General features: G+C 50.8%; 22 protein-coding genes and 2 pseudogenes. 16 read left to right on the plus strand and 8 right to left on the minus strand.

All coding sequences use genetic code 11. The features are described from left to right. Positions 1-17 precede the first annotated feature (17 nt). From GA520_RS24160 to GA520_RS24180, 5 genes are all read right to left on the minus strand, one after another. A complete protein-coding gene (locus GA520_RS24160) occupies positions 18-950 on the minus strand; it encodes a YafY family protein (protein ID WP_163335975.1) in 933 nt (310 codons plus the stop codon). Between the two features lie 9 nt (positions 951-959). After that, a complete protein-coding gene (gene rpoN / locus GA520_RS24165) occupies positions 960-2417 on the minus strand; it encodes an RNA polymerase factor sigma-54 (protein ID WP_163335976.1) in 1458 nt (485 codons plus the stop codon). A gap of 11 nt (positions 2418-2428) precedes the next feature. Continuing rightward, positions 2429-3151, minus strand: a complete 723-nt coding sequence (gene lptB / locus GA520_RS24170) for an LPS export ABC transporter ATP-binding protein (RefSeq protein ID WP_163335977.1) — start codon at positions 3149-3151, stop codon at positions 2429-2431. A 22-nt stretch (positions 3152-3173) separates the two neighbouring features. After that, positions 3174-3719 (minus strand): lipopolysaccharide transport periplasmic protein LptA, encoded by a 546-nt coding sequence (gene lptA / locus GA520_RS24175; RefSeq protein WP_163335978.1) that lies wholly within the window; start codon positions 3717-3719, stop codon positions 3174-3176. Between the two features lie 396 nt (positions 3720-4115). Then, complete coding sequence (locus GA520_RS24180; RefSeq protein ID WP_255494305.1) at positions 4116-4241, minus strand: hypothetical protein; 126 nt, start codon at positions 4239-4241, stop codon at positions 4116-4118. Between the two features lie 42 nt (positions 4242-4283). Between GA520_RS24180 and argB the strand changes: the two genes are divergently transcribed. From argB to GA520_RS24245, 13 genes are all read left to right on the plus strand, one after another. Then, entirely contained in the window at positions 4284-5174 is an 891-nt protein-coding gene (gene argB / locus GA520_RS24185) for an acetylglutamate kinase (RefSeq protein ID WP_163335979.1), read from the plus strand. Next, positions 5174-6379 carry an aspartate aminotransferase family protein gene (locus tag GA520_RS24190; protein WP_163335980.1) on the plus strand — a complete coding sequence of 402 codons (1206 nt, stop codon included), beginning with the start codon at positions 5174-5176 and terminating at the stop codon, positions 6377-6379. The genes argB and GA520_RS24190 overlap by 1 nt, the downstream gene beginning before the upstream one ends. A 175-nt stretch (positions 6380-6554) precedes the next feature. Beyond that, positions 6555-7466 carry an ornithine carbamoyltransferase gene (argF, locus tag GA520_RS24195; RefSeq protein ID WP_163335981.1) on the plus strand — a complete coding sequence of 304 codons (912 nt, stop codon included), beginning with the start codon at positions 6555-6557 and terminating at the stop codon, positions 7464-7466. Positions 7467-7525: 59 nt separating this feature from the next. Next, complete coding sequence (locus tag GA520_RS24200) at positions 7526-8722, plus strand: argininosuccinate synthase (RefSeq protein WP_163335982.1); 1197 nt, start codon at positions 7526-7528, stop codon at positions 8720-8722. Position 8723: 1 nt separating this feature from the next. After that, positions 8724-10130 carry an argininosuccinate lyase gene (gene argH / locus GA520_RS24205; protein ID WP_163335983.1) on the plus strand — a complete coding sequence of 469 codons (1407 nt, stop codon included), beginning with the start codon at positions 8724-8726 and terminating at the stop codon, positions 10128-10130. Then, positions 10127-11185 carry a fibronectin type III domain-containing protein gene (locus tag GA520_RS24210; protein ID WP_163335984.1) on the plus strand — a complete coding sequence of 353 codons (1059 nt, stop codon included), beginning with the start codon at positions 10127-10129 and terminating at the stop codon, positions 11183-11185. Before argH ends, GA520_RS24210 begins: the two co-directional genes overlap by 4 nt. A gap of 110 nt (positions 11186-11295) precedes the next feature. Further along, positions 11296-12156, plus strand: coding sequence for a diaminopimelate epimerase (gene dapF, locus GA520_RS24215; protein ID WP_240910033.1), 861 nt, complete (start codon positions 11296-11298; stop codon positions 12154-12156). Positions 12157-12183: 27 nt separating this feature from the next. Further along, entirely contained in the window at positions 12184-13065 is an 882-nt protein-coding gene (dapA, locus tag GA520_RS24220) for a 4-hydroxy-tetrahydrodipicolinate synthase (protein WP_163335985.1), read from the plus strand. 32 nt (positions 13066-13097) lie between these two features. After that, on the plus strand, positions 13098-13907 hold the full coding sequence (gene dapB, locus GA520_RS24225; protein WP_163335986.1) for a 4-hydroxy-tetrahydrodipicolinate reductase: 810 nt from the start codon (positions 13098-13100) through the stop codon (positions 13905-13907). Between the two features lie 10 nt (positions 13908-13917). Beyond that, positions 13918-14460 (plus strand): 2-amino-4-hydroxy-6-hydroxymethyldihydropteridine diphosphokinase, encoded by a 543-nt coding sequence (gene folK, locus GA520_RS24230; protein WP_163335987.1) that lies wholly within the window; start codon positions 13918-13920, stop codon positions 14458-14460. Positions 14461-14503: 43 nt separating this feature from the next. After that, entirely contained in the window at positions 14504-14776 is a 273-nt protein-coding gene (locus GA520_RS24235; RefSeq protein WP_163335988.1) for a TRASH domain protein, read from the plus strand. Continuing rightward, the gene (gene fsa, locus GA520_RS24240; protein ID WP_163335989.1) at positions 14773-15417 is read left to right on the plus strand and encodes a fructose-6-phosphate aldolase; all 645 of its coding nucleotides are present in this window, start codon (positions 14773-14775) and stop codon (positions 15415-15417) included. Before GA520_RS24235 ends, fsa begins: the two co-directional genes overlap by 4 nt. 61 nt (positions 15418-15478) lie before the next feature. After that, complete coding sequence (locus GA520_RS24245) at positions 15479-16093, plus strand: transglycosylase SLT domain-containing protein (RefSeq protein ID WP_240910034.1); 615 nt, start codon at positions 15479-15481, stop codon at positions 16091-16093. A gap of 354 nt (positions 16094-16447) precedes the next feature. On the opposite strand, the gene GA520_RS24250 is transcribed toward GA520_RS24245, so the two are convergent. The 3 genes from GA520_RS24250 to GA520_RS24260 form a co-directional block, all read right to left on the minus strand. Then, complete coding sequence (locus tag GA520_RS24250; protein ID WP_163335990.1) at positions 16448-17296, minus strand: MerR family transcriptional regulator; 849 nt, start codon at positions 17294-17296, stop codon at positions 16448-16450. A gap of 202 nt (positions 17297-17498) precedes the next feature. Continuing rightward, the gene (locus GA520_RS24255; protein WP_163335991.1) at positions 17499-17765 is read right to left on the minus strand and encodes a hypothetical protein; all 267 of its coding nucleotides are present in this window, start codon (positions 17763-17765) and stop codon (positions 17499-17501) included. Further along, positions 17762-18856, minus strand: a complete 1095-nt coding sequence (locus tag GA520_RS24260; RefSeq protein ID WP_163335992.1) for a hypothetical protein — start codon at positions 18854-18856, stop codon at positions 17762-17764. The genes GA520_RS24255 and GA520_RS24260 overlap by 4 nt, the downstream gene beginning before the upstream one ends. A 738-nt stretch (positions 18857-19594) precedes the next feature. On the opposite strand from GA520_RS24260, the pseudogene GA520_RS27345 reads away from it, so the two are divergent. The 3 genes and pseudogenes from GA520_RS27345 to GA520_RS24270 form a co-directional block, all read left to right on the plus strand. Then, positions 19595-19885, plus strand: a pseudogene (locus tag GA520_RS27345) (BMC domain-containing protein); the annotation flags it as partial. A 96-nt stretch (positions 19886-19981) separates the two neighbouring features. Next, positions 19982-20209 (plus strand): annotated as a pseudogene (locus GA520_RS27350) (BMC domain-containing protein); the annotation flags it as partial. Positions 20210-20288: 79 nt separating this feature from the next. Continuing rightward, positions 20289-21791, plus strand: a complete 1503-nt coding sequence (locus tag GA520_RS24270) for an aldehyde dehydrogenase family protein (RefSeq protein WP_163335994.1) — start codon at positions 20289-20291, stop codon at positions 21789-21791. Positions 21792-21793: the final 2 nt, after the last annotated feature.

Below are 21793 nucleotides of genomic sequence, written 5' to 3' on the forward strand. Positions count from 1 at the left end.
AGAGTGGGGAGTAGTATTTAAGTGTATTGGCTGGTCATTGCCGATATTTCCTGTAAGATTCTCTCTTTGAGCCGTTCGGGGCCCAAAACCCGCGCCATACCGCCGTACTGCAGGATTTTCATCATAATTTCACGATCATCGCTGACAGGCAGACGGAGGATGATTCCCTCATCGCACGGTTCAATCTCCTGGCCGGTGTGCCAGTGCTGGTGTTTCACCAGTTCGGCGGCTGTCCCGGTAAACAGGATTTCTGCTGTGTAGGTCTTCGAACCCTTGAATATACCAAACGATTGTTGCAGATATGTTTCATTAAGGTTCGGTAATCGTGATATCTTCTCATCCGTCACTTCCGCTTCCCCGATCCTGGCCAGGTGAAACATGCGCAGATCGTTCCGCAGACGGCATTGCGCCAGCAGATACCATCGTCCCTGATAGTTGCATAATCGTTGCGGCTCAACCACTCGTACACTGGCATCGGAAGAGGCTGAGGTGTAGTGGAGGGATACTGCCCTGTGATTCAACAGGGCATCTACAATCTTGCCGAAGATGCCGGTATTGATCGATTCGATCTCAACCCACTCACAGTAGAGTCCTTCTTTTAGATCCTGGTAATCGGCAGAGAGCAGGGTGGAGAGTTTTTCTTCGAGTTGCCGTACTTCATCCAGATCTTTTAAACCAGCCTCTTCGGCAAGTTTATGGATCATGCCGAGCAGGAAAAAGACTTTAGGGCTCTGGGTAAAGGGCAGGGAAAAGCCTTGTTCGGTATAGTAAAAACCGTTTTTTAGCTGATCGAATTCAAGCGGGGCCAGCAGTCTGTCGCGAAGATAGGCAATATCCCTGCGGGCTGTAGCGAGTGAGACCTCAAACTGTTCGGTCAGGTTGGTGGCATTGGGATACCGGTTGTTGAGTATGTCCTGGTGAAACGAGTAGACGCGTTCAAGCAGGCTCATTGTGCTGCCCTATTTTGACTGCCTGCGATGTTTTACCGGCAGTATCTTCATCTGTTCACGATATTTGGCGACAGTCCGGCGGGCGATCTTGATATTGGTTTCTGCAAGTTTATTGGAGATGGCGCTGTCACTAAGAGGCTTGGTTTTATCCTCATCCTGGATCATCTTGCGTATCCGGGTCTTGATCGACTCGGAGGCCAGTGCTTCGCCACCTTCCCTTGGGATGGCAGTGGAAAAGAAGTATTTTAATTCGTAAATACCCTGCGGGGTATGGGTATATTTATTGGAGGTCACCCGGCTGATAGTCGACTCGTGCATCTCGATGTCTTCTGCCACATCACGCAGGATCAACGGTTTCAGGTAGGCAGGACCGCGTTCGAAAAAATCCATCTGGAATTTCAGGATCGATTCCATCACCTTGTAGATGGTGCGCTGACGCTGGTACAGCGAGCGAATAAACCACTCCGCACTCTTGACCTTTTCGGTGACGTAACTGCGGGACTCTTTTTGTAATTTCTTATCCTTGTTCTGCAGCATTTCCACATACTCAGAGGAAAGCTTCAGGTTGGGAACGTCGTCGTCGTTTAAGCGAATAATGTATTCCCCGTCCACCTTATGCACATAGACATCCGGCACAATGTAGTTGGTGGTGTCGGTGGCGTAGGGAAGCCCGGGGAAGGGGGTCAGCTCGGAGGTGATGAAGTCGATGGCCCGGATAATTTCATTCTTTTTCTTACCGGTAGCCCGCATCAACTCCTTGTAGTTTTTTACTTCCAGCAGCGACAGGTGATCCCTGACGATAATGGCTGCCAGACTGTTTTCTTTACCCATTCGTTCAAGTTGTAGATAAAGTGACTCAGAGACATCCCGTGCCGCGATACCTGGTGGATCGAGTTCCTGCATTATTTCAAGAACATATTCCACTTCGTCCGTGTCGCTTTCGTTTGCCTTGATAATCTCCTCGGTGGTCACCACCAGGAATCCGTACCGGTTCAGGTTGGCAGCGATATAGAGGGCAATCTGTTTTTCTTTTTCATCAAGTTCACGATGGGCGAGCTGCCATTGCAGATAGGCCAGCAGGCCGGGTTGTTCCGATATGAAATCGAACTGCGAGGGGGCATCTGCAGCAGGTGTCTCGTGGGCAAAGGAGAAGTTGGAATCAAAATTATTAGCGTAATCTTCCCAGTTTACCTGATCAAGCGTCTCGCCGATCGATACCTGTTCGGTAACATCCTGCTCTTTCTTGGGTTCCGTACTCTCAATCGATGCACTTAATTCCGGGGGGAGTTCGGCCCGTTCCGCTGCAGAGAGATCTTCTTCCAGGGCCGGATTCTGTTCTATCTCAGCCTGGAGGGCGCCGGAGAGTTCTAGGCGGTTAAGTTGCAACAGCTTTATGGCCTGGCGCAACTGTGGTGTCATCACCAGTTTCTGTGCCAGCTTCAGTTGTTGTCTGAGTTCCAGTGCCATAATTTATCGTTTTACATGGAGAAGTTTTCGCCAAGGTACATCTTACGTGCTACTTCGCTTTCGATTATATCATCTGCAACGCCGCTTGTTAATATTCTTCCGGCGTTCATGATATAGGCAAAGTCACATACCTGGAGTGTTTCCCGTACGTTATGGTCAGAGATGAGCACTCCGAGACCAAGATCCTTAAGACTATAGATAAGTTTCTGTAATTCACCCACCGCCAGTGGATCAATGCCGGCAAAGGGTTCATCGAGCAGGATAAACTGCGGGCGGGTGGCAAGTGATCGCATGATTTCCACCCTTCGCCGCTCGCCGCCGGACAGGGCGTGTCCGAGGTTGTTGCGCAGGTATTCGATATTCAGGGTGGTCATCAGTTCGTCTATCCGGTTGTTAATCTCGTTTTTGGTGAGACCGAGTGGTTCGAGGATGATGCGCACATTTTCCTCGACAGTCAGTTTCTTGAAAACGGAAGGTTCCTGCGCCAGATAGGAAATTCCTTTCAGGGCCCGTTTATGGATGGGCAGGTTGGTAATGACCTCACCTTCGAGCAGCACATTGCCCTCATTGGGGCGGATAAACCCCGCAATGGAATAAAATGAAGTGGTTTTACCGGCCCCGTTTGGCCCCAGCAGACCGACTACCACACCGGTATTGACCTGCAGGCTGACACCGTCAACCACGGTACGGCTGCCGTACCGTTTTACGATGTTTCTCGTTTCGAGTAATGCCATTGTGTTGATTCGTCTCTTTCTGTCAGTTCTGCAAAATGGTCATGTTGACCCTGCCCGGCTTTGCCGTACCTTTATCCTTGTCACCGATGGTAACACCAGGTCTTCCGCCGATGACCTCAGACCTTTCTTCGTCAAGATAATAGATGATTTTCTCACCGCTTATCATGTTCTGGTTCTCCCAGGCCTTGGCATCCCCGGTGAGGATAAACTGTCTCTCCTTGGCAAGGTATATCGACTTCTTAGAGGTTCCGAGCCATTTTCCCCTGGTGATCTCTACGTTGCCGAGATTTATCATCTTTTCGACTTTTTGCTTGATACTCGCACCATCACTGTCTTTACCTTTTGGGGAGTAGTAAACGGTCATCTCATCCGATCGTATACGAACATCACCCTGGCGAGCATCCACGTCACCGGTAAACAGGACAGAATTGGTCTTTTCGGTGGACGACATGTGGTCCGCTTCAACGGTTATGGGATCGTCTTCAGCGAATACCGGCTGACCGAGAAAGAGTACTGTAGCTAAAAACAATATCAGGAAATTGAAAATGGGTGATGTCGTGGTCTTCATCGCATATCTCCATCAATTAAACAAAAAAAACTGCCTTATGCAAATAACGAGCCTATGGTAGCTTATAGGTTGTGAAAAGTAAAGCATAGCAGTTGTCTGGAGATGTTTCTTTTAAACTTACACACAAATCCAGCATGTTATGGGTTGCTGCCCTGATTGTTGTATGGGCACGGGCATGGAGCAAAAATAGGAACATATGAGAAGGGAAGCAAGGTAAAAGATGGCAGATATGAATCCACCCCGATAAAAGGGGTGCACCCTGAGGGGAGAATCAGGGCAAAATTCTGTTACAGGTAGCTCATTATCGTGTTTTTGAGACCATTTTGGGGTGCCTGAAGTACCCGAGAGAATGCTTTACTAAAAATGAACAAATAAGTAGAATGTGTGGTTTACAGTTCAATTGATGTGTTCCCTGAGTCTGAATCCGATATTTCCCGGCATTTCTTTTTTTGCTGCAGGAGTTGACCTGCTACCGCCACCGGTGTCTTCAGTCAGGGAGGGGATACCTTCTATATTTATCATGCCTTCCAGTGGGCAAAAAGGATGAACGTGCAGGTGAATAAAATGAAAGAGAGCGTTGAAAGGGCAAAGGTGCTGGTTGAGTCCTTACCATATATGCAGGAGTTCCGTCATAAAACAGTGGTCATTAAATATGGCGGACACGCCATGGTTGATGCCAACCTGAAAAGACAGTTTGCCCTTGATGTGGTGTTGCTCAAGCAAATAGGCATCAATCCGGTTATCGTTCATGGCGGTGGCCCGCAGATCAACCTCTTTCTGGATCGTCTTAATATAAAACCAAGTTATGTGCAGGGCATGCGCGTAACCGACGGGGAAACCATGGACGTGGTGGAAATGGTGCTGGTCGGTAAAGTCAATAAGGAGATTGTGGGGCTGATTAACCATTGCGGTGGTAAAGCTGTCGGCCTCTCCGGTCGTGACGGCGACCTGGTTTGCGCACGCAAATTGCAAGTGAGTGCCGTCCCTTCAGAAAAGGATCTACAGGACAAGCCGCCGGAGTTAATCGACCTGGGCCGAGTGGGCCAGGTTACCCAGATTAATGCCGGAGTGCTGGAGAACCTCTACCAGGGAGACTTCATTCCGGTTATTGCCCCGGTGGGTGTGGGAGAAGACGGCCAGGCCTTCAATATTAATGCGGATCTTGTGGCGGGCGCCATAGCCGGAGCGCTATCAGCTGAAAAACTGATACTGCTTACCGATGTGGAAGGTGTCAAGAACAAGGCGGGCCAGTTGATAAACAATTTGCCAAAGGAAGAACTGGAGACCCTTATCACGGCAGGGACCATTGCTGGCGGAATGATTCCCAAGGTGCGCTGCTGTGAAGATGCGATTGAAAGAGGGGTCAAGAAAACATATATCGTCGATGGCAGGATGGAGCATGCCATCCTGCTGGAGATGTTTACCCGGGAAGGTGTCGGGACGGAGATATACTGATGGAAAATACAAATAACAATTGGCAACAACGGGGTAACAGGGTTTTTATCGGCAATTATGCACGGTACCCGGTGGCCATGGAAAAAGGTGAGGGGTGTAAACTCATAGATACAGATGGGCGGGAGTATCTGGACTTTCTTTCCGGTATCGCTGTGTGCGCCCTGGGACACTGTCATCCTGCGGTGACCGAGGCGATCTGTACACAGGCCTCAACCCTCGTGCATGTTTCAAACCTTTACTATACAAAACCGCAGACAGAACTGGCAGAGATGCTGGTGGCGAACTCTTTTGCAGACAAGGTCTTTATGGCTAACAGTGGCGCCGAGGTCAACGAGGCGGCAATCAAGCTGGCCCGTATCTCCAGTGGTGAAGGAAAATATGGCATCATCTCATTGGCCGGATCCTTTCATGGCCGGACCCTGGCAACCGTGGCAGCTACGGGGCAACCCAAGTTTCACGCAGGGTTTGAGCCGCTCCCGGCAGGTTTTTCCTATGCACCTTTCGGTGATATTGCTGCACTTGAGGCAATGATTACGGAGTCGACCTGCGCCATCATGTGTGAGCCTTTGCAGGGTGAGGGGGGTGTGCGTCCACTGGAGCAGGAGTACCTGCAGGGGCTCCGGGGCCTTTGTGATAAGTACGGTCTGCTGCTGATCTTTGACGAGGTTCAGACCGGCATGGGAAGGACCGGAACACTCTTTGCCTACCAGCAGCTCGGCCTGGTACCGGATATCATGACCGTTGCCAAGGCGCTTGGAAACGGGCTGCCTATCGGGGCCATGCTGACCACAGAAAAAATCGCAGCAGCCCTGGTACCGGGAACTCACGCCTCCACATTTGGCGGCAATCCTGTGGCCTCCGCTGCCGCTGTCAGTGTTATGAAAATCATGCTGGAAGATGACTTTCTCCCAGGTGTCCGGGAGAAGGGACGTTATTTCGGCGATAAACTGCAGGGGCTGGCGGACAAATATCCGTCTGTTGCAACCGGTGTTCGTGGTCTGGGGCTGATACTCGGCCTGGTGTTAACCGAGGCCGGTATCGAACATGGTACGGGTGTCGTGAACACGATGTTTGAAAAGGGCTATCTCATGAATTTTGCCGGTGGCACTGTGCTTCGGTTCGTCCCGCCCCTGGTGGTAACGGAGCTGGAGATAGACCGGTTTGTGGCGGCGCTGGATGAAACCCTCGCAGGGTTGCCGGTTTAAAATCCGAAGTATCATTACCGGGTGAGGCTGGAAAGCGGTGAAAATGCTTTGCAAATCACTACGTTTTTATGTAATGATACTTCTTTTCTCCCCAGTAAATGGACTGTCTTGGGAAAAAGCGGGGAGGTGAACGACCGGCGGGGAACGCCTGCCGGGTTGTCTTGAGGTTATAAGCATGCCGAAGCATTTGTTAGCATTACAGGATTTTACCAAGGAAGAACTCCTCGGACTCATTGATCGGGCGATTGTCCTGAAAAAGGAATCTGCAGAGGGAAAACGTCATCAGCAGTTGGCGGGCAAGACCGTCAGCCTCATTTTCGAAAAACCGTCTACCAGGACCAGGGTCTCGTTTGAATCAGCCATGTATGGTCTGGGTGGTCAGGTGATTTTTCTCTCCTCAAAAGATACCCAGCTCGCCCGCTCGGAGCCGTTAAAGGATATGGCCCGCGTTATGGCCCGTTATGTGGACGGCATGGTTGTGCGTACCTTTGGCCAGAATGTGGTCGATGAGCTCTCCGCTTACTCTGATGTTTCGGTTATCAACGCCCTGACGGATTTGCACCATCCCTGCCAGGTGCTCAGTGATGTGATGACGGTGATCGAGAAGAAGGGCAGCATCGAGGATCTCCACATCGCCTGGGTTGGTGATGGTAATAATGTGGCCAACTCCTGGATTCAGGCGGCGGCTGTACTTGGTTTTAAGCTGACCCTGGCCTGCCCGGAAGGGTACGACCCCGACGCAGAGATACTCTTTGCCAGTGACAAAATTGCTGAAAAACCAATTGTTGTGACCCGCGATCCTGCTGAAGCGGTTGCCGGTGCTGATGCCGTCAATACAGATGTCTGGGCTTCCATGGGCCAGGAAGATGAGGCGGAAGGCCGGATAGAAATTTTCCGGCCTTACCAGGTGAATGGCGAGCTGATGAGCAAGGCCCCGGCGGATGCCATTGTCATGCACTGCCTGCCGGCGCACCGGGAAGAGGAAATCACCGAAGAAGTGCTGGAGTCGAAGCAGAGCGTGGTTTTCGACCAGGCAGAGAACAAGATGCATATTCACAAGGCGATTCTCGAACAGATGCTTGGGTAACGCCTGAACGTATAAAAAGTTACAACTCGCCTGATGCGGGTTGCATTGAGGTTTAGAAGATGGATGTTAAGAAGATAGTACTTGCCTATTCAGGGGGACTTGATACCTCGGTAATCCTGAAGTGGCTCGCCGAAGAGTATGATTGCCCGGTTATTGCTTATTCAGCCGATATCGGCCAGGAAGAGGACTGGGATGCTGTTCGTAAAAAAGGGATGGCCACCGGAGCTGAGAAAGTAATCATCTCTGATCTCAAAAAAGAGTTTGTCGAGGAGTATATCTTCCCCGCCTTTCGCGGAAACGCGATCTACGAGGGAAAGTACCTGCTCGGCACTTCCCTTGCCCGCCCGCTCATCTCGAAAGAGCAGGTCCGTATCGCCAAAGAAGAAGGGGCCAATGCGGTCAGCCATGGTGCCACCGGCAAGGGCAATGATCAGGTCCGGTTTGAGCTCGGTTATATAGGGCTTGATCCGCAGCTGCAGATTATTGCCCCCTGGCGAACCTGGGATCTCACCTCCCGGACCAGGCTGGTGGAGTTTGCCGAAAAACACAACATCCCGATACCGGTCACCAAAGAAAAGCCATACAGCTGTGACGAGAACCTGCTGCATATCAGCTATGAGGGTGGGATCCTCGAGGACCCCTGGACTGAGCCGGACGAGGCGATGTTCCAGATGACCGTCTCTCCTGAGAATGCCCCGGATACCCCGACCTACCTTGAGATGACTTTTAAGAACGGCGATCCCGTCGCTCTCGATGGCGAAGATTTGCCGCCGCTGGAACTGTTCACCCGCTTAAACAAGATAGCCGGCGCAAATGGTATCGGTCGTCTGGATCTGGTGGAAAACCGTTTCGTCGGCATGAAGTCCCGCGGTGTTTACGAGACACCTGGCGGAACCCTGCTGCGTGAGGCCCACCTGGCGCTGGAAGCGATCACCATGGACCGGGAAGTAATGAAAATCAGGGATTCCCTGGTGCCCAAGTATGCCGAGCTGATTTACAACGGCTTCTGGTTCTCACCTGAGCGTGAGTTGCTGCAGGTCACCATGGATGAAGCACAGAAAAACGTCAATGGTGTAGTACGCATGAAACTCTACAAAGGGAACTGCATTCCGGTCGGCCGTAAATCCGATCAGTCCCTTTATCAGGAGAGTTTTGCCACCTTCGAGGAAGACAATGTCTACGATCAGGGAGATGCTACCGGCTTTATCCGTTTGAACGGGCTTCGGCTCCGGATCCAGGCCCTGCAGGGTAAGTAACATGAGCGAGCAGAAAAAAAGTGGTTCCGAAAAGCTCTGGGGAGGACGGTTTGCCGAAGGCACCGCCGCTTCCGTCGAGGCTTTTTCCGCCTCCATTCATTACGATTCCAGGCTTTACAAGTATGATATCGCCGGTTCCAAGGCTCATGCCACTATGCTGGCCGACAGAGGCATACTCAACGCAGAGGAGCTGGCGCTCATTGTTGAAGGGCTAAGCGCTATAGAGCAGGAGATTGAGGCGGGCAGTTTTGAGTTCAAGCGGGAACTTGAAGACATCCACATGAATATCGAGAAGGCACTGGTGGACCGTATCGGACCGGCAGGGGCCAAGCTGCACAGTGCCCGTTCACGTAACGATCAGATCGCCCTCGATTTTAAGATGTATCTTCGCGACCAGTGCGATATCATTGCAGCCCTGCTCGATGATGTGCGTCGCTCGTTTGTCCTGCTGGGCCGTAAATACCTTGGCAACTTCATGCCGGGTTATACGCATTTGCAGCGGGCCCAGCCGGTACAGATCAGCCACCATATGCTCGCTTATTTTGAAATGTTCGGGCGCGATAAGGAGCGTCTGCTCGATTGCCGCAAACGTCTGAACCTCTCTCCGCTCGGCTGTGCAGCCATGGCCGGAACCGGCTTGCCCATCGACCGGGAGCAGGTGGCCGAAAGCCTCGGCTTTGACGGCGTGACCGCCAACTCCATGGATACGTCCGGTGACAGGGATTTTGCCATCGAGTTTACCAGTTGCTGCACCATGATCCAGCTTCATCTGTCCCGCTTGTCGGAAGAGCTTGTGCTCTGGTCGAGCCAGGAGTTCTCCTTTGTCGATATCTCCGATAAGTTTTGTACCGGTTCATCAATCATGCCACAGAAGAAGAATCCGGATATTCCGGAACTGATTCGCGGCAAGTCCGGCAGGGTGGTTGGCAGTTTAATGAGTCTTATTACGCTGGTAAAAGGACTTCCTTTAACGTATAATCGTGATTTGCAGGAAGATAAGGAGCCGGTGTTCGATACCGTTGATACCGTGTCGGCTTCGCTCTCCATCATGGCCGAGCTGCTTGAGAACCTGCAATTTAACACCAAGGTAATGGAAGAGGCCACCAGGACCGGTTTTATTACCGCGACGGATCTGGCCGATTACCTGGTGGTAAAAGACGTTCCTTTCCGGGAGGCCCATGGTATTGTCGGTCGTTCCGTAGCTTACTGCCTGGATAAGGGCTGTGAGTTGTATGAATTGACGGTAGAGGAGCTTCAGCAGTTTTCACCGGTTATAGAAAAAGATGTTTTTGAGGTACTGAGTGTCGAAGGTTCGGTAAATAGCCGTATCTCGACGGGCGGAACCGGCCTGAAGCGGGTTGAAGAGGCCGTCCTAAATGCTGAAAAACAAATGGGGATATCCAAATGAGATCTGTACGCGGAGCATGTTTCGCGGGGACTATGATCCTGGGAACCGCTCTTCTGTTTACCGGAGGTTGTGGTTATAAGAATTTGCCGGTACCACCGGATACCGTGGTGCCAGAAGCAATAAATGATTTACGCTATACCGTTGACGACGGGGGTGTGGAACTGACCTGGACGTACCCGGTTGAAACCATCAGCGGCGACAATATTGTCGCGATTTCGTCGTTCGATCTGTATCGGGCCGAGATTGCGGTTGATGATTACTGTCCCACCTGTCCTGTGCCTTACGGGGAGCCTATCGAGGTTCCCGGTGGTATGACACAGGAGGAAGGGCAGCTGCGTACAGCTACCTACAAAGCGGGACTGCTCAAAGATAACCACAAATATTTTTTCAAGGTTCAGGCGAGGAATAACTGGTGGGCGTCTGGGGCAGATTCAAATATCATAACCTTTGTCTGGCAGCAGCCTGTGGTTGCGCCGACAGGTCTGACAGCGGTAGCTGCCGGAAAAGATATTCGCTTGAGCTGGCAGCCTGCTACAAAACTCAAGGACGGCAGCCCTGCCAAGGCGGATGTCGTGTATCAACTCTATAAGAGTGCAGGCGAGGAAGATTTTAACGCCTGGGGCCGGGCATCTTCAGATACGAGCCGGGTTGATGATGAAATTGTAAAAGGTACGGAGTACCGGTACAAGGTGCAGTCCATGACCCGGATCGGCAAGGATGTTTTTGAGGGCGGAATGAGCGAAATCGTGACCGCTTCCGTGCTCGATAAGACGCCACCGTCTGTTCCGACGTCTGTGAAGGCGATCCAGACCGCCGGAGGCGTGAAGGTGATTTGGGAAAGTGTACGCGGTGATGACGTGGCTGGATATAATGTGTATCGCAAGGATGCTGGCAAGGGCTACGAGAAAGTGGGTACCGTCAAGGTTCCGTATACTATCTTTGAGGATGCTACCGCCAAGGAAGGTGCTGCATATTCCTATAGCGTCACCGCTTTTGATACGGCCAACCCACCAAACGAAAGCAAGAAATCCGGGGAGGCTAAAATCAGGCCTTAATTTGACTTTCCGGCAACTTGCCTCATATGGCTGGTTTTGGTGAAGTAAACAGGGTGGCCCTTCAGTCCGTATTGACTGGAGGGCTTCTTGTTGTTGGGGGAGAATAAAAAATGACAGGGTGTAAAGAGATGACAATACATTTCCCCATTAAATTTGATAAAATGAGCGGAACGGGTAATGACTTCATTATCATCGACCATCGTGAGATGTTTATCCCGCTCAGTGAACAGGCTGAATTTGCTAAAAAAGTATGCCGTAGAATGTTCTCCGTTGGGGCGGATGGCTTGATATTGCTGGAAAGCTCCGACGTTGCTGATTTTCGCTGGCGCTTTTACAATTCGGATGGTTCCATTGCCGAAATGTGCGGGAACGGTGCACGCTGTACAGCTCGATTTGCGTATGAGAAGGGTATGGCCAGTAAGTCCATGCGCTTTGAAACCGTTGCCGGGATTATCGAGGCCAAGATACTCGGGGAGGGAGAAGAGGTATCTATCCTGATGACCGAACCGTTCGACTATCGCCGTAACCAGGCCTTGAATCTGGATGGCATTGAGAGACAGGTGCACTTCGTCAATACGGGTGTGCCGCACGCGGTTATCTTTCTTGATAACGAGGAGGCGCCGGTCAAGATCTGGGGGCGCAAGGTCCGTTTCCACGAGTTGTTTCAACCGCAAGGAGCAAATGCAAACTTTGTTACCGTCTGTGGCGAAAACGAGTTGAAGGTCCGCACCTATGAGCGTGGAGTGGAAGATGAAACAATGGCTTGCGGTACCGGTTGCGTGGCCTCGGCCATTATGGCTGTTTTGGAGAAAGGAATGAGTTCGCCTATCCGGGTACGTACTTCGGGCGGTGACAAATTGGAAATATTTTTTGACCTGACTGAAGATGGTGGCGCGGTGCAGAAAGTATATATGCAGGGGGCTACCAGGGTTATTTATTCAGGGCAGTTAACAGCAGAGTCTCTGCTGTAATAGAGGACGAGATACCGGGAGGAGATCATGGAACGATTTCACGGAGCGTTAACAGCGTTAGTTACCCCCTTTCGTGATGGAAAGGTTGATGAAAAAGGATTGATAGATCTAATAGAGTACCAGATAGCTAACGGAATCCACGGTATTGTACCGTGCGGTACCACCGGCGAATCCGCCACTCTTGGATTTGATGAGCATAAACGGGTTGTCGAGTTGACGGTGAAGACCGTAGCCGGCCGGGTTCCTGTTATAGCCGGTACCGGTGCCAACAATACCCTGGAGGCTATCGAGTTTACCGAAAGCGCCAAGGAGTCGGGGGCTGATGCGGTGCTTTCTGTTGCGCCGTATTACAACAAGCCGAGCCAGGAAGGTATTTACCAGCACTTTAAAGCGGTGTGTGACGCGGTGGATATCCCGACCTTTCTCTACAATGTGCCGGGCCGGACAGTGGTCAATATCCAACCTGAAACAACGGCACGCCTGGCCCAGCTCGAAAATGTTATCGGCATCAAGGAAGCGTGCGGCAGTCTGGAGCAGATTAGCGATGTGCTGCGCCTGTGCCCGGATGATTTCATCCTGCTTTCCGGTGACGATTTCACTTCTATGCCGACAGTTTTTGTTGGTGGCAAGGGTGTGATATCTGTGGTCTCCAATGTGGATCCGAAGGGTATGTCCGATCTTATGAACGCAGCACTTGCCGGGGACGTTACGCGTTCCAAGGAGCTGCATTACAGGCTGTTTCGGCTCATGAAGCTCATGTTTGCCTGCCCCAGCCCGGCACCGGCCAAGAGGGCGCTGAAGCTTATGGGGAAGATCGTGGATGAAACACCCCGTTTACCGATTACGGTCGTGGATGAGCCGACAGATGCCAAACTGAAAGAAGCGCTGGCTGAAATCGGCATGCTCTAACCGGGATAGATTACAGACAGGAGGGAAATTGAATGGTTAAGGTCATCATTGCGGGTGCGGCCGGCAGGATGGGGCAGCGCATTGCCCATATGGTTGCCGCTCACCCGGAACTCGAATACAGCGCTGCTTTTGAGGCAACCGGGAGCCCGGCGATAGGACGGGATGCCGGAGAGCTGGTGTTTGGGGAGAAAAACGGGGTGATCATCGAGGAAGGGCTGGAAGCGGTGGTCGATAAGGGCGATGTCATCATCGACTTTACCTTTCACGCGGCGACCATGGGGTTTGCCCGGATAGCAGCTCAACATAACAGGGCCATGGTGATTGGCACAACCGGTCTCACCGGGGAGAACCTGGCTGAGTTGCGACAGTTGGCTGAGAATTTTCCCTGCGTCCAGGCCCCCAATATGTCTGTTTGTGTTAACGTGCTGTTCAAACTGGTCAAGAAGACTGCGGCCATTCTTGGCAGTGATTTCGATATCGAGATTGTCGAGGCACACCACAATAAGAAAAAAGATGCTCCGAGCGGTACGGCCATCAGGCTTGGCGAACTGGCTGCGGAAGGCGTGAATACAAAACTTTCTGAGGTTGGTGTTTTTGAACGAAACGGCATCATCGGCGAGCGTAAACCGGAAGAAATAGGTATCCAGTCAATTCGCGCGGCTGATATCGTTGGTGAACACACCGTCTATTTTGCCGGTCCGGGTGAGCGCATCGAGTTGACGCACCGGGCACACAGTCGCGATCATTTTGCTAAAGGCGCCGTTACGGCGGCAGCCTGGATAATGGGTCGGGAAAACGGGGTCTATTCCATGTTCGACGTGCTCGGCCTGGACGACCTGTAAGCGGAAGACTATGAGTTCTGTGCAACAACGTATATTTATCGGTCTTGGTTCCAATCTCGGCGATAGCGCGGAGACACTCCTCCAGGCCTGGGCTCTCCTGGGAGAGGAGGAGGGCATCGAATGTGTTCGCTTATCCGACCCGTATATGACCGCACCCGTCGACATGCATAGCCAACATTGGTTTACCAACTGTGTTGGCGAATTGCGTACTACACATCCCCCTCACCGGCTGCTGGCAAAATTGCTGGCGGTTGAGACGGCTCTTGGCCGGGTGCGGGGAGAGGGGGCGTTTGGTTACGAAGACAGGCCCATAGACCTTGACCTTATCTATTACGGTGAAGTTGAGCTGGATGAGCCGGATCTGGATCTGCCCCATCCGCACCTGTACAACCGGTTGTTTGTGCTGACGCCTCTTTGTGAAATCGCGCCGGAATTTATAGATATCAAGTATCATGTACCGGTGAGTGAGCTGGAGACGCGTCTGCTGGCTAAAATCGAACAGGGGCTTGAACGTAAACAGCTGATAAGCAGAAACAGCTGGGATTCAGCCTGAAACTGAAGCGGATGTTCAACAGTAACGATCAGAGAGGTACATTATGAGCCCTCTTCGGCTGATAGTTATCGCCATACTGCTCTATATCGGTTACCGGTTACTGTTCGGTGGCCGGAAGAAGGTGAATCGCGGCCAGGCTCCCAAAGAGCCGAATGGGGAGTTCCCCACAAGCGATGTTTTGGAAGAAGACCCTGTCTGTCACACCCTGGTGCCAAGGCAACAGGCCGTAAGTTGGCAGGACGGGGATGAGGTTTTTTATTTTTGCAGTCAGGAATGTTGTAATACATATATATATCAAAAAGGAGAACAGGGATGAAGTTTTTCATCGATACAGCGAATATTGAAGAAATAAAGAAAGGTGTGGAGATGGGTATGGTGGACGGTGTTACCACCAACCCTTCCCTTATTGCCAAGGAAGACAAACCGTTTGAAGAGATCATCAAGGAGATCTGCGAGATCGTGGAAGGTCCGGTAAGCGCTGAGGTCGTGAGCCTGGAAGCAGATGGAATGGTTGCCGAGGCACGTGAGTTGGTCAAGATCAGCGACAAGATCGTTATCAAGATCCCGATGATCACCGAGGGCATCAAGGCTGTTAAAAGGCTGACCGCCGAAGGTATCAAGACCAATGTGACCCTGGTTTTCTCCGCCGCCCAGGCCCTGCTGGCCGCTAAAGCGGGAGCGACCTATGTCAGCCCCTTCGTCGGCAGACTTGATGATATCGGCGTTCAGGGTATGGAGCTGATCAGTGATATCGTGACCGTTTATGACAACTACGGGTATCAGAGTGAAGTGATTGTTGCCAGCGTACGCAGCCCGCAGCATGTGACGGATTCGGCGCTGATCGGTGCCGACATCGCCACTATCCCGCTCAAGGTTATCGAGCAGTTGGCAAAGCATCCGCTTACCGATATCGGCATGGAGCAGTTCCTGGCCGATTGGGAGAAGCGGGCAAAGTAATTTATGCGGTACACACAGGCGAAAAGGTTTCATCCTTTTCGCCTGCTTGCGATTTTTTTATATGATGCGTATTCCCGCAGCCCGCTACAGTGTCTCCTTTTGTCTTTGCGTGTCCATGCTGTTTTTTGTCAGCCTGGCCCAGGGCCAGATGTTTGCCTGCAAGGACAGCAGGGGGAAAATAAGCTACACCAATGCCCCGTCTTCAGGAGGCTGTGTTGCTTTAGGCAGTGGGCCGCAAAAACGCCGAAACCGCTGGAAATCACCAGCCAGTTACGACCCAAAAGCCTTTGACCGGGCGATCTGGGCGGCGGGGAATCGCTACAACGTAGATCCTCACCTGATTAAGGCCGTTATCCTGGCCGAGTCCGGTTTTAACAGTCGGGCCGTTTCCAAGAAGGGCGCCCAGGGGCTCATGCAGCTCATGCCCCAAACAGCGCGTGAACTGCGGGTTCACGATCCTTTCAATCCTAAAGAAAATATCAATGGCGGTACCCGCTATCTGCGCAGGATGCTGGATATCTTCAACGGTAATCTGGTGCTCTCCATTGCGGCATACAACGCCGGTCCTGGTGCTGTAAGAAGGGCAAAAGGCATCCCTAAAATACCCGAGACGGTTCGTTATGTCTCAAAGGTGCTCACCCATTACAAAGGCTATAAAGGGGAAGCAGGGGCGTAATAGAGGGCTTTTTCCCCATCTTTCTCTTCTTACCCGGCAAACGACTGCAGCTTCCCCCCACAACACCACACCCGAGTACCCGGTCCTTATCGCTATCGTGCAGGGGCGCGGAGAGAGTTACCCCGGGTTATGAGTCGGTACCCAACTGTTGTATACCGGTGCCATGAGACCGTTCCGGCATGATGGTGGCGTCGTAAATGAGAATAATCGAGATCGATGATATTTCATCATCACAGCACTAAGAAAAATATGACTGGAGGGGGACTTGTAGAGGGTGTTTTGATATGGACGCCAAAGGGGTGATCATTCAAAATCATGGCATGCTAGAAATAATGCATAACACCACTGTTTATCTTAAGGGGCAACTTCGCGGCGTGAAGCCTCTATCAATATTTCAGTGACGAACTTTGAGGTATTACTGGTCGTCCAGTAATCGGTTACGTACCGTTCAAAGGACTCATTGCTGAGCTGATACCTGTTCTCACTTGCCCATTTTTCGATCTTCAGATATGTCTCATGGAGATTATCGTGAGACCCTATGTGATAGCAGGAAAGCATCATTTTCCCTCCGAACCTGTACTGATTCTCTTCAGGACACGGCATGATGGTCTTCTGCAAAATTTTGATTTCCTGATCTTTCCTGTCAATCCTGTCTTGGACAGAGGAATAGTTGATAATCACCGGACCTGTAATTTCATTCTTCAGATCTTCAACATATCGGGTGAACTGGAGATTAATGATCGAAGACTTGAGGTCGTTTTCAAAGACCTGATCCTGAAAAAGGATGTCGGAGGGCTCAATAAACTTGATGGCCACTTCACGAATATCGTTGTCAATTACAGTTTCTGCTTCAATAATCAGCTCGTGCCAATCTTTAACAGATACATATTTTCGGTGTATCTCTTCCTGGTTTTTACCGAGCTCTTCGATCTTGGCTTGAAAAGAGTGTTGAATGGTTTTGAAAACATTGGTGTTGTTCCCTTCGATGAATTCTTTCATCTCTTCCAGGGTAAACCCCATCTGTTTATAGTATTTAATGACCGGTACAGCCAATACTGACTCATCCGTGTAGAAGCGGTAGTTGTTACAACCGTCCCGGTGTGAGGGAATTAAGTTGATCTGATCATAATAACGCAGTGCCTTCTTGGATATATTGCACATGCGGCTCATGTCACCGATGAAGTACTGGTTCTTATTTTTCATCGTTCAGCTCTACTCTGCCTTGGTTTTACTGTATTCTGCTTCGCCCTTTCCCTAAGGGCAGGGTACTTACTACATTGCCTTACATCTCAATTGTCCTGAAAAGGCTGCTCCAATGGGCGGGCGAAACATTCTCATATAGAGGGGGGGAGCGTCCTCTCCTGGAAAACAGCTCCCCCTATATACTCTTTAGTGCGTATTTCCGTCAATCTTTGATGTACTGATTGATCGTCGCAGCGCCTTCTTTATGAGCCCGATAGTACACTCTCAGCTCATTGTTTGAATCAAGATCGAATCGGGATTCTTCAAGCAAACCATTCGCTTCGGCTGTCATCAGCGCGTTGATGATTGCATCTTTTTTGAAAGCTTTGAAGGTGCCGTAGTTACCTTTCAGGGCGTCCATGACATCATCTGCACAACCTTCCTTGATTTTGGTGAACAATTTCAGAATAGCGTAGTTAAGAGGGATCATATTGAGGCTACCTCCTCATTAGACTTTTTGAATAAATCCAGTGGATTCACAGCGATAATAAAGATACCGATAACCATCACGACGGCAGCTGCCCAGGCGATAGGAGGCATCGTCCAGCCTTCGAATTTAAATACGACTCCAAGAACGATCCAGCAGACGAATGGTCCCCAGAAAGAGAAGGTACCGTTACAGGACATGCCGAGGGCTGCGCCGCACATGGCGTTCCCTTTGTACCAGTACATGAATGCCGCATATGCGCTCAGACCTGCAAGAGCAAACCAGAGAATGGACTCGGTGTCTGTGAAAGACTGGACAACCATCCCCACCGCGTCAACCTTGGCGATAATCGCAAAGAGAGGCACGAGGATGAAAAGGTTGGAGATACCTGCGGTAACCTGGCGGATGGTGATTCCGATTTCAGGATCGATCATGGACGTACCGTAACCGCAAACGCACCCTTCAACACCCCAGGCAAAAGCGGCAATGAAGCCGAAGAAAAGACCTAACATCAGGTTATCCGGTACATTATCACCGAGTCCGGTGCTGCCGATCATGAAACTCGCAGCGAAGCAGATAGCAATACCCAACAGCATGCGGGGGGTCAATTGCTGCTTGAACCAGACTCTGCCAAGGATTGCCCCGATAGCCGGACAGAGAGCTGCAATAGGTACTACCAGAGAACCTGCCATCTGCAGACCGACTACATATGCTGTACTGGCCAGCGGACCACCAATAATAGCGGCAGCTACCATTACCATGCCGGGTTTGGTTTTTATACAGCGGAGAAAATCGCTGAAGCGTCCTCGTACATTTGCAATTACAATAGCCCAGAGCGCGCTACAGGTATCTGTGGTCGCCGCACCAAGGGCACCCAGCAGATACAATACGGCAAAAGTAGAAAGACCGGAATTTTCACCATACCACTCAACCCACACTCCTTTGGACATACCCAAGGTCATAAATGCAGTGTAAAAGCCGTATGCCAACCCAGAAAATAGGGCAACCATAATGCCCCGACGGCGAAAACTGGAAGCCAGTTTTCGTTTCGCAGCGACGGCTGCCGGGTTAACAGTTACTGTTGCTCGGGTCATTGTCGTCTCCTCATGTTTTAAGATGATCTAAAAGTAACTTTAATACACAATGCCCCAACAGGATTGCAAGGACACCTACCATAACGGGAATCTTTCCCCCTTACCCTCCAGGGGAAGGACGCCGACATTGTAACCGTTCCCCCTAAGGGGAATGTCAATGGTGTTTTTTCCGGTTTGAAATGTAAATCATCAGGGTAAATGTCCTATTTGTTAATCATTACTTGTGCTTAGTTATATTTTATCTGGCTTGAAAAAAAGACCAGTTTGAGAATCATTGCTAAGACCCTTATTCTCCGTGGAAAGTTGAATATTGTGCCATAACCTGAAGCAACCAGCCTGAAGAGATTGAACTCCTCGAATCGATATTTAATTAAATTATATCAGTTGTATATGATGTAGCCATCTCAATTTCCAGTCCCGCTCCCTATCAATTGACGTCAGTCATCGATTAGCTGGAAAAAGGCAAAAAAATCAGATTCACCTATTGGAAAAGTCATTTCCAACGCCACCTCATGGAATTTTTGCCGCTGATACAGCATCCTGAAACCCTGTTTCCCTTTAAGTTCTGTAAAATCAATTTATTACAGAATTATACCAGTTTTTTAAAAAAGTATATTGACTTTCCCCTTAAGGGCAGGGGGTACAGTGACGGCGGTGTGAGGAAGAAGTCATTTCTTTCGGCACCAAATGACCTAAAGCAATGCAGTTTTACTGAGTAACCCACACCGGGAGAACACATTGAGATATTATGGCGAAGAGGCACTCGGCCTTATTGAAACTCTGGGAATGGTTCCTGCCATCAGCGGCGCGGACACTATGCTTAAAACTGCCGATGTGCAGTTGATTTCGTATGAAAACATCGGTTCTACCCTGGTAGCAGTAATGGTTAAAGGTGATGTTGCTGCCGTTAAAGCCTCAGTTGAAGCTGGCGCCGCAGCTGCATCGGAAATTGGTAAGTTGACGGCTCAAAACGTTATGCCCCGACCAATCCGCGCTGTCGGCGATGTGGTTTCAGTACATGCTGTTGAAGACAGCAGCGACGAAGCCGAGACTGCCAGGCCCAGGGCTATGGGTTTTATCGAAACCTTTGGGATTGTCTTTGTCCTTGAGGCAGCTGATGCAATGGTAAAAGCCGCAGACGTACAACTCGTAGGCTATGAAAACGTCGCCTCCGGTTATATCTCCGTTCTGGTGGAAGGCGATGTTGGTGCATGCCAGGCTGCTGTTGAAGCAGGTGTTAAGGCTGTTGAAGAGATGGGCGCAGAGATTCACAGCTCCCTTGTTATTCCGACCCCACATCCTGACCTGAGAAAAATCACCAAAATCTACGACATCGAAAATCTTCTTCCGTAGGGAGAAAGAGGTTTTTCCTCCAGACGGGGTTTTAGGGATAACACAGGCAACCGGCTCAGCGGAGATGAAGGGATAACAGATGATTGTCGATAATGATTTACTCTCCATACAGCATGCCAGAATCATGGCAGAAAATGCTTTTGAAGCACAAAAGAAGCTGGCAGCATTTCCCCAAGAAAAGCTGGATAAGATTGTTGCGTGTGTCGCTGAAGCTGTAGAAAATGAGGCCAGATCTCTGGCTCTCTTGTCCCATGAAGAGACTGACAGCGGCAAATGGCAGGACAAGTGCCTTAAAAATCAATTTGTCTGCCGTAATCTCCGAAATCATCTGCACGGCATGCGCTGTGTTGGCATCATCAGCCGGGACCCGCAGGCACAGATCATGGAAATTGGTGTTCCTGTCGGGGTAATTGTAGCTCTTTGTCCGGTTACCAGCCCTGTTTCTACAACCATCTACAAATCCCTGCTTGCCATCAAGTCCGGCAATGCCATTCTCTTCTCCCCTCATCCTGGCGCGAGAAAGTGCATAAGCACTGTCCTGGATATAATAATCGAGGTAGCTGAAGCGAACGGTCTGCCTATAGGATGCCTTTCCTATCTGGCTCCCGTTGCAAAGAGCGGTACCAGGGAATTGATGAACCATCCGTCAACCTCACTGATAATGGTAACCGGCGTTTCAGCAATGCTCGATGACGCACAGGCTACCGGAAAACCGGTTATCTACGGTGGAACCGGCAATGGGCCTGCATTTATTGAACGAACTGCAAACCTCGAGCAGGCGGTCAGGGATATCGTCGCCAGCAAGACTTTTGACAACGGCATCGCCCCCTCTGCCGAACAATCCATTGTCGCTGACGCCTGCATAGCTGAGGAAGTCAGGCACATTCTGCAGGCCAATGGCGCCTACTTCATGTCTGATGAAGAGTCGCTTCGGCTGGCTGACCTGCTGTTCTGCCCCGCAGGACAACGAAGAAAGGGGCTGGTTGGTATGTCAGCCGGAGTACTGGCCAAAAGAGCCAACTTTACAATTCCTGAAGGCACATCCGTCCTGGTCGCCCAACGGAAATATGTTTCCGAGGACGACCCGTATTGTAGAGAAATACTCTCTCCGGTTCTTGCTCTCTATGAGGAAGCAGACTGGATGCACGCCTGCGAGAAATGTATAGAACTCCTGCTTCACGAAAGAAATTCTCACACCCTGGTGATCCATTCAGGTGATGAAGAAGTGATCAGACAGTTTGCCCTGAAAAAACCTGTTGGCAGACTGCTCGTCAACACCCCGGCTTCATTCGGAGGCATGGGGGCAACCACAAATCTATTCCCAGCCATGACCCTTGGCAGCGGCTCTGCCGGGTATGGAATTACCTCCGATAACGTATCGCCCATGAATCTGATCTACAAAAGAAAGGTTGGATACGGCGTACGACGGATGGCCCGTTTGGAAGCTGAACCTGTTTCCAGTGAAAAACCCTGCCCGAAGGACGACACGTACTCAAGCGTCGGTGATTCGAGCAAAGCGCAGGCGTTACAACACATCCTGACAGAGGCGATCAAAGCCTTGTCTGAACCTGCCACTCGATAGAC

It is taken from the genome of Desulfopila sp. IMCC35008 (genome assembly GCF_010646885.2).
Lineage (GTDB): Bacteria > Desulfobacterota > Desulfobulbia > Desulfobulbales > Desulfocapsaceae > Desulfopila.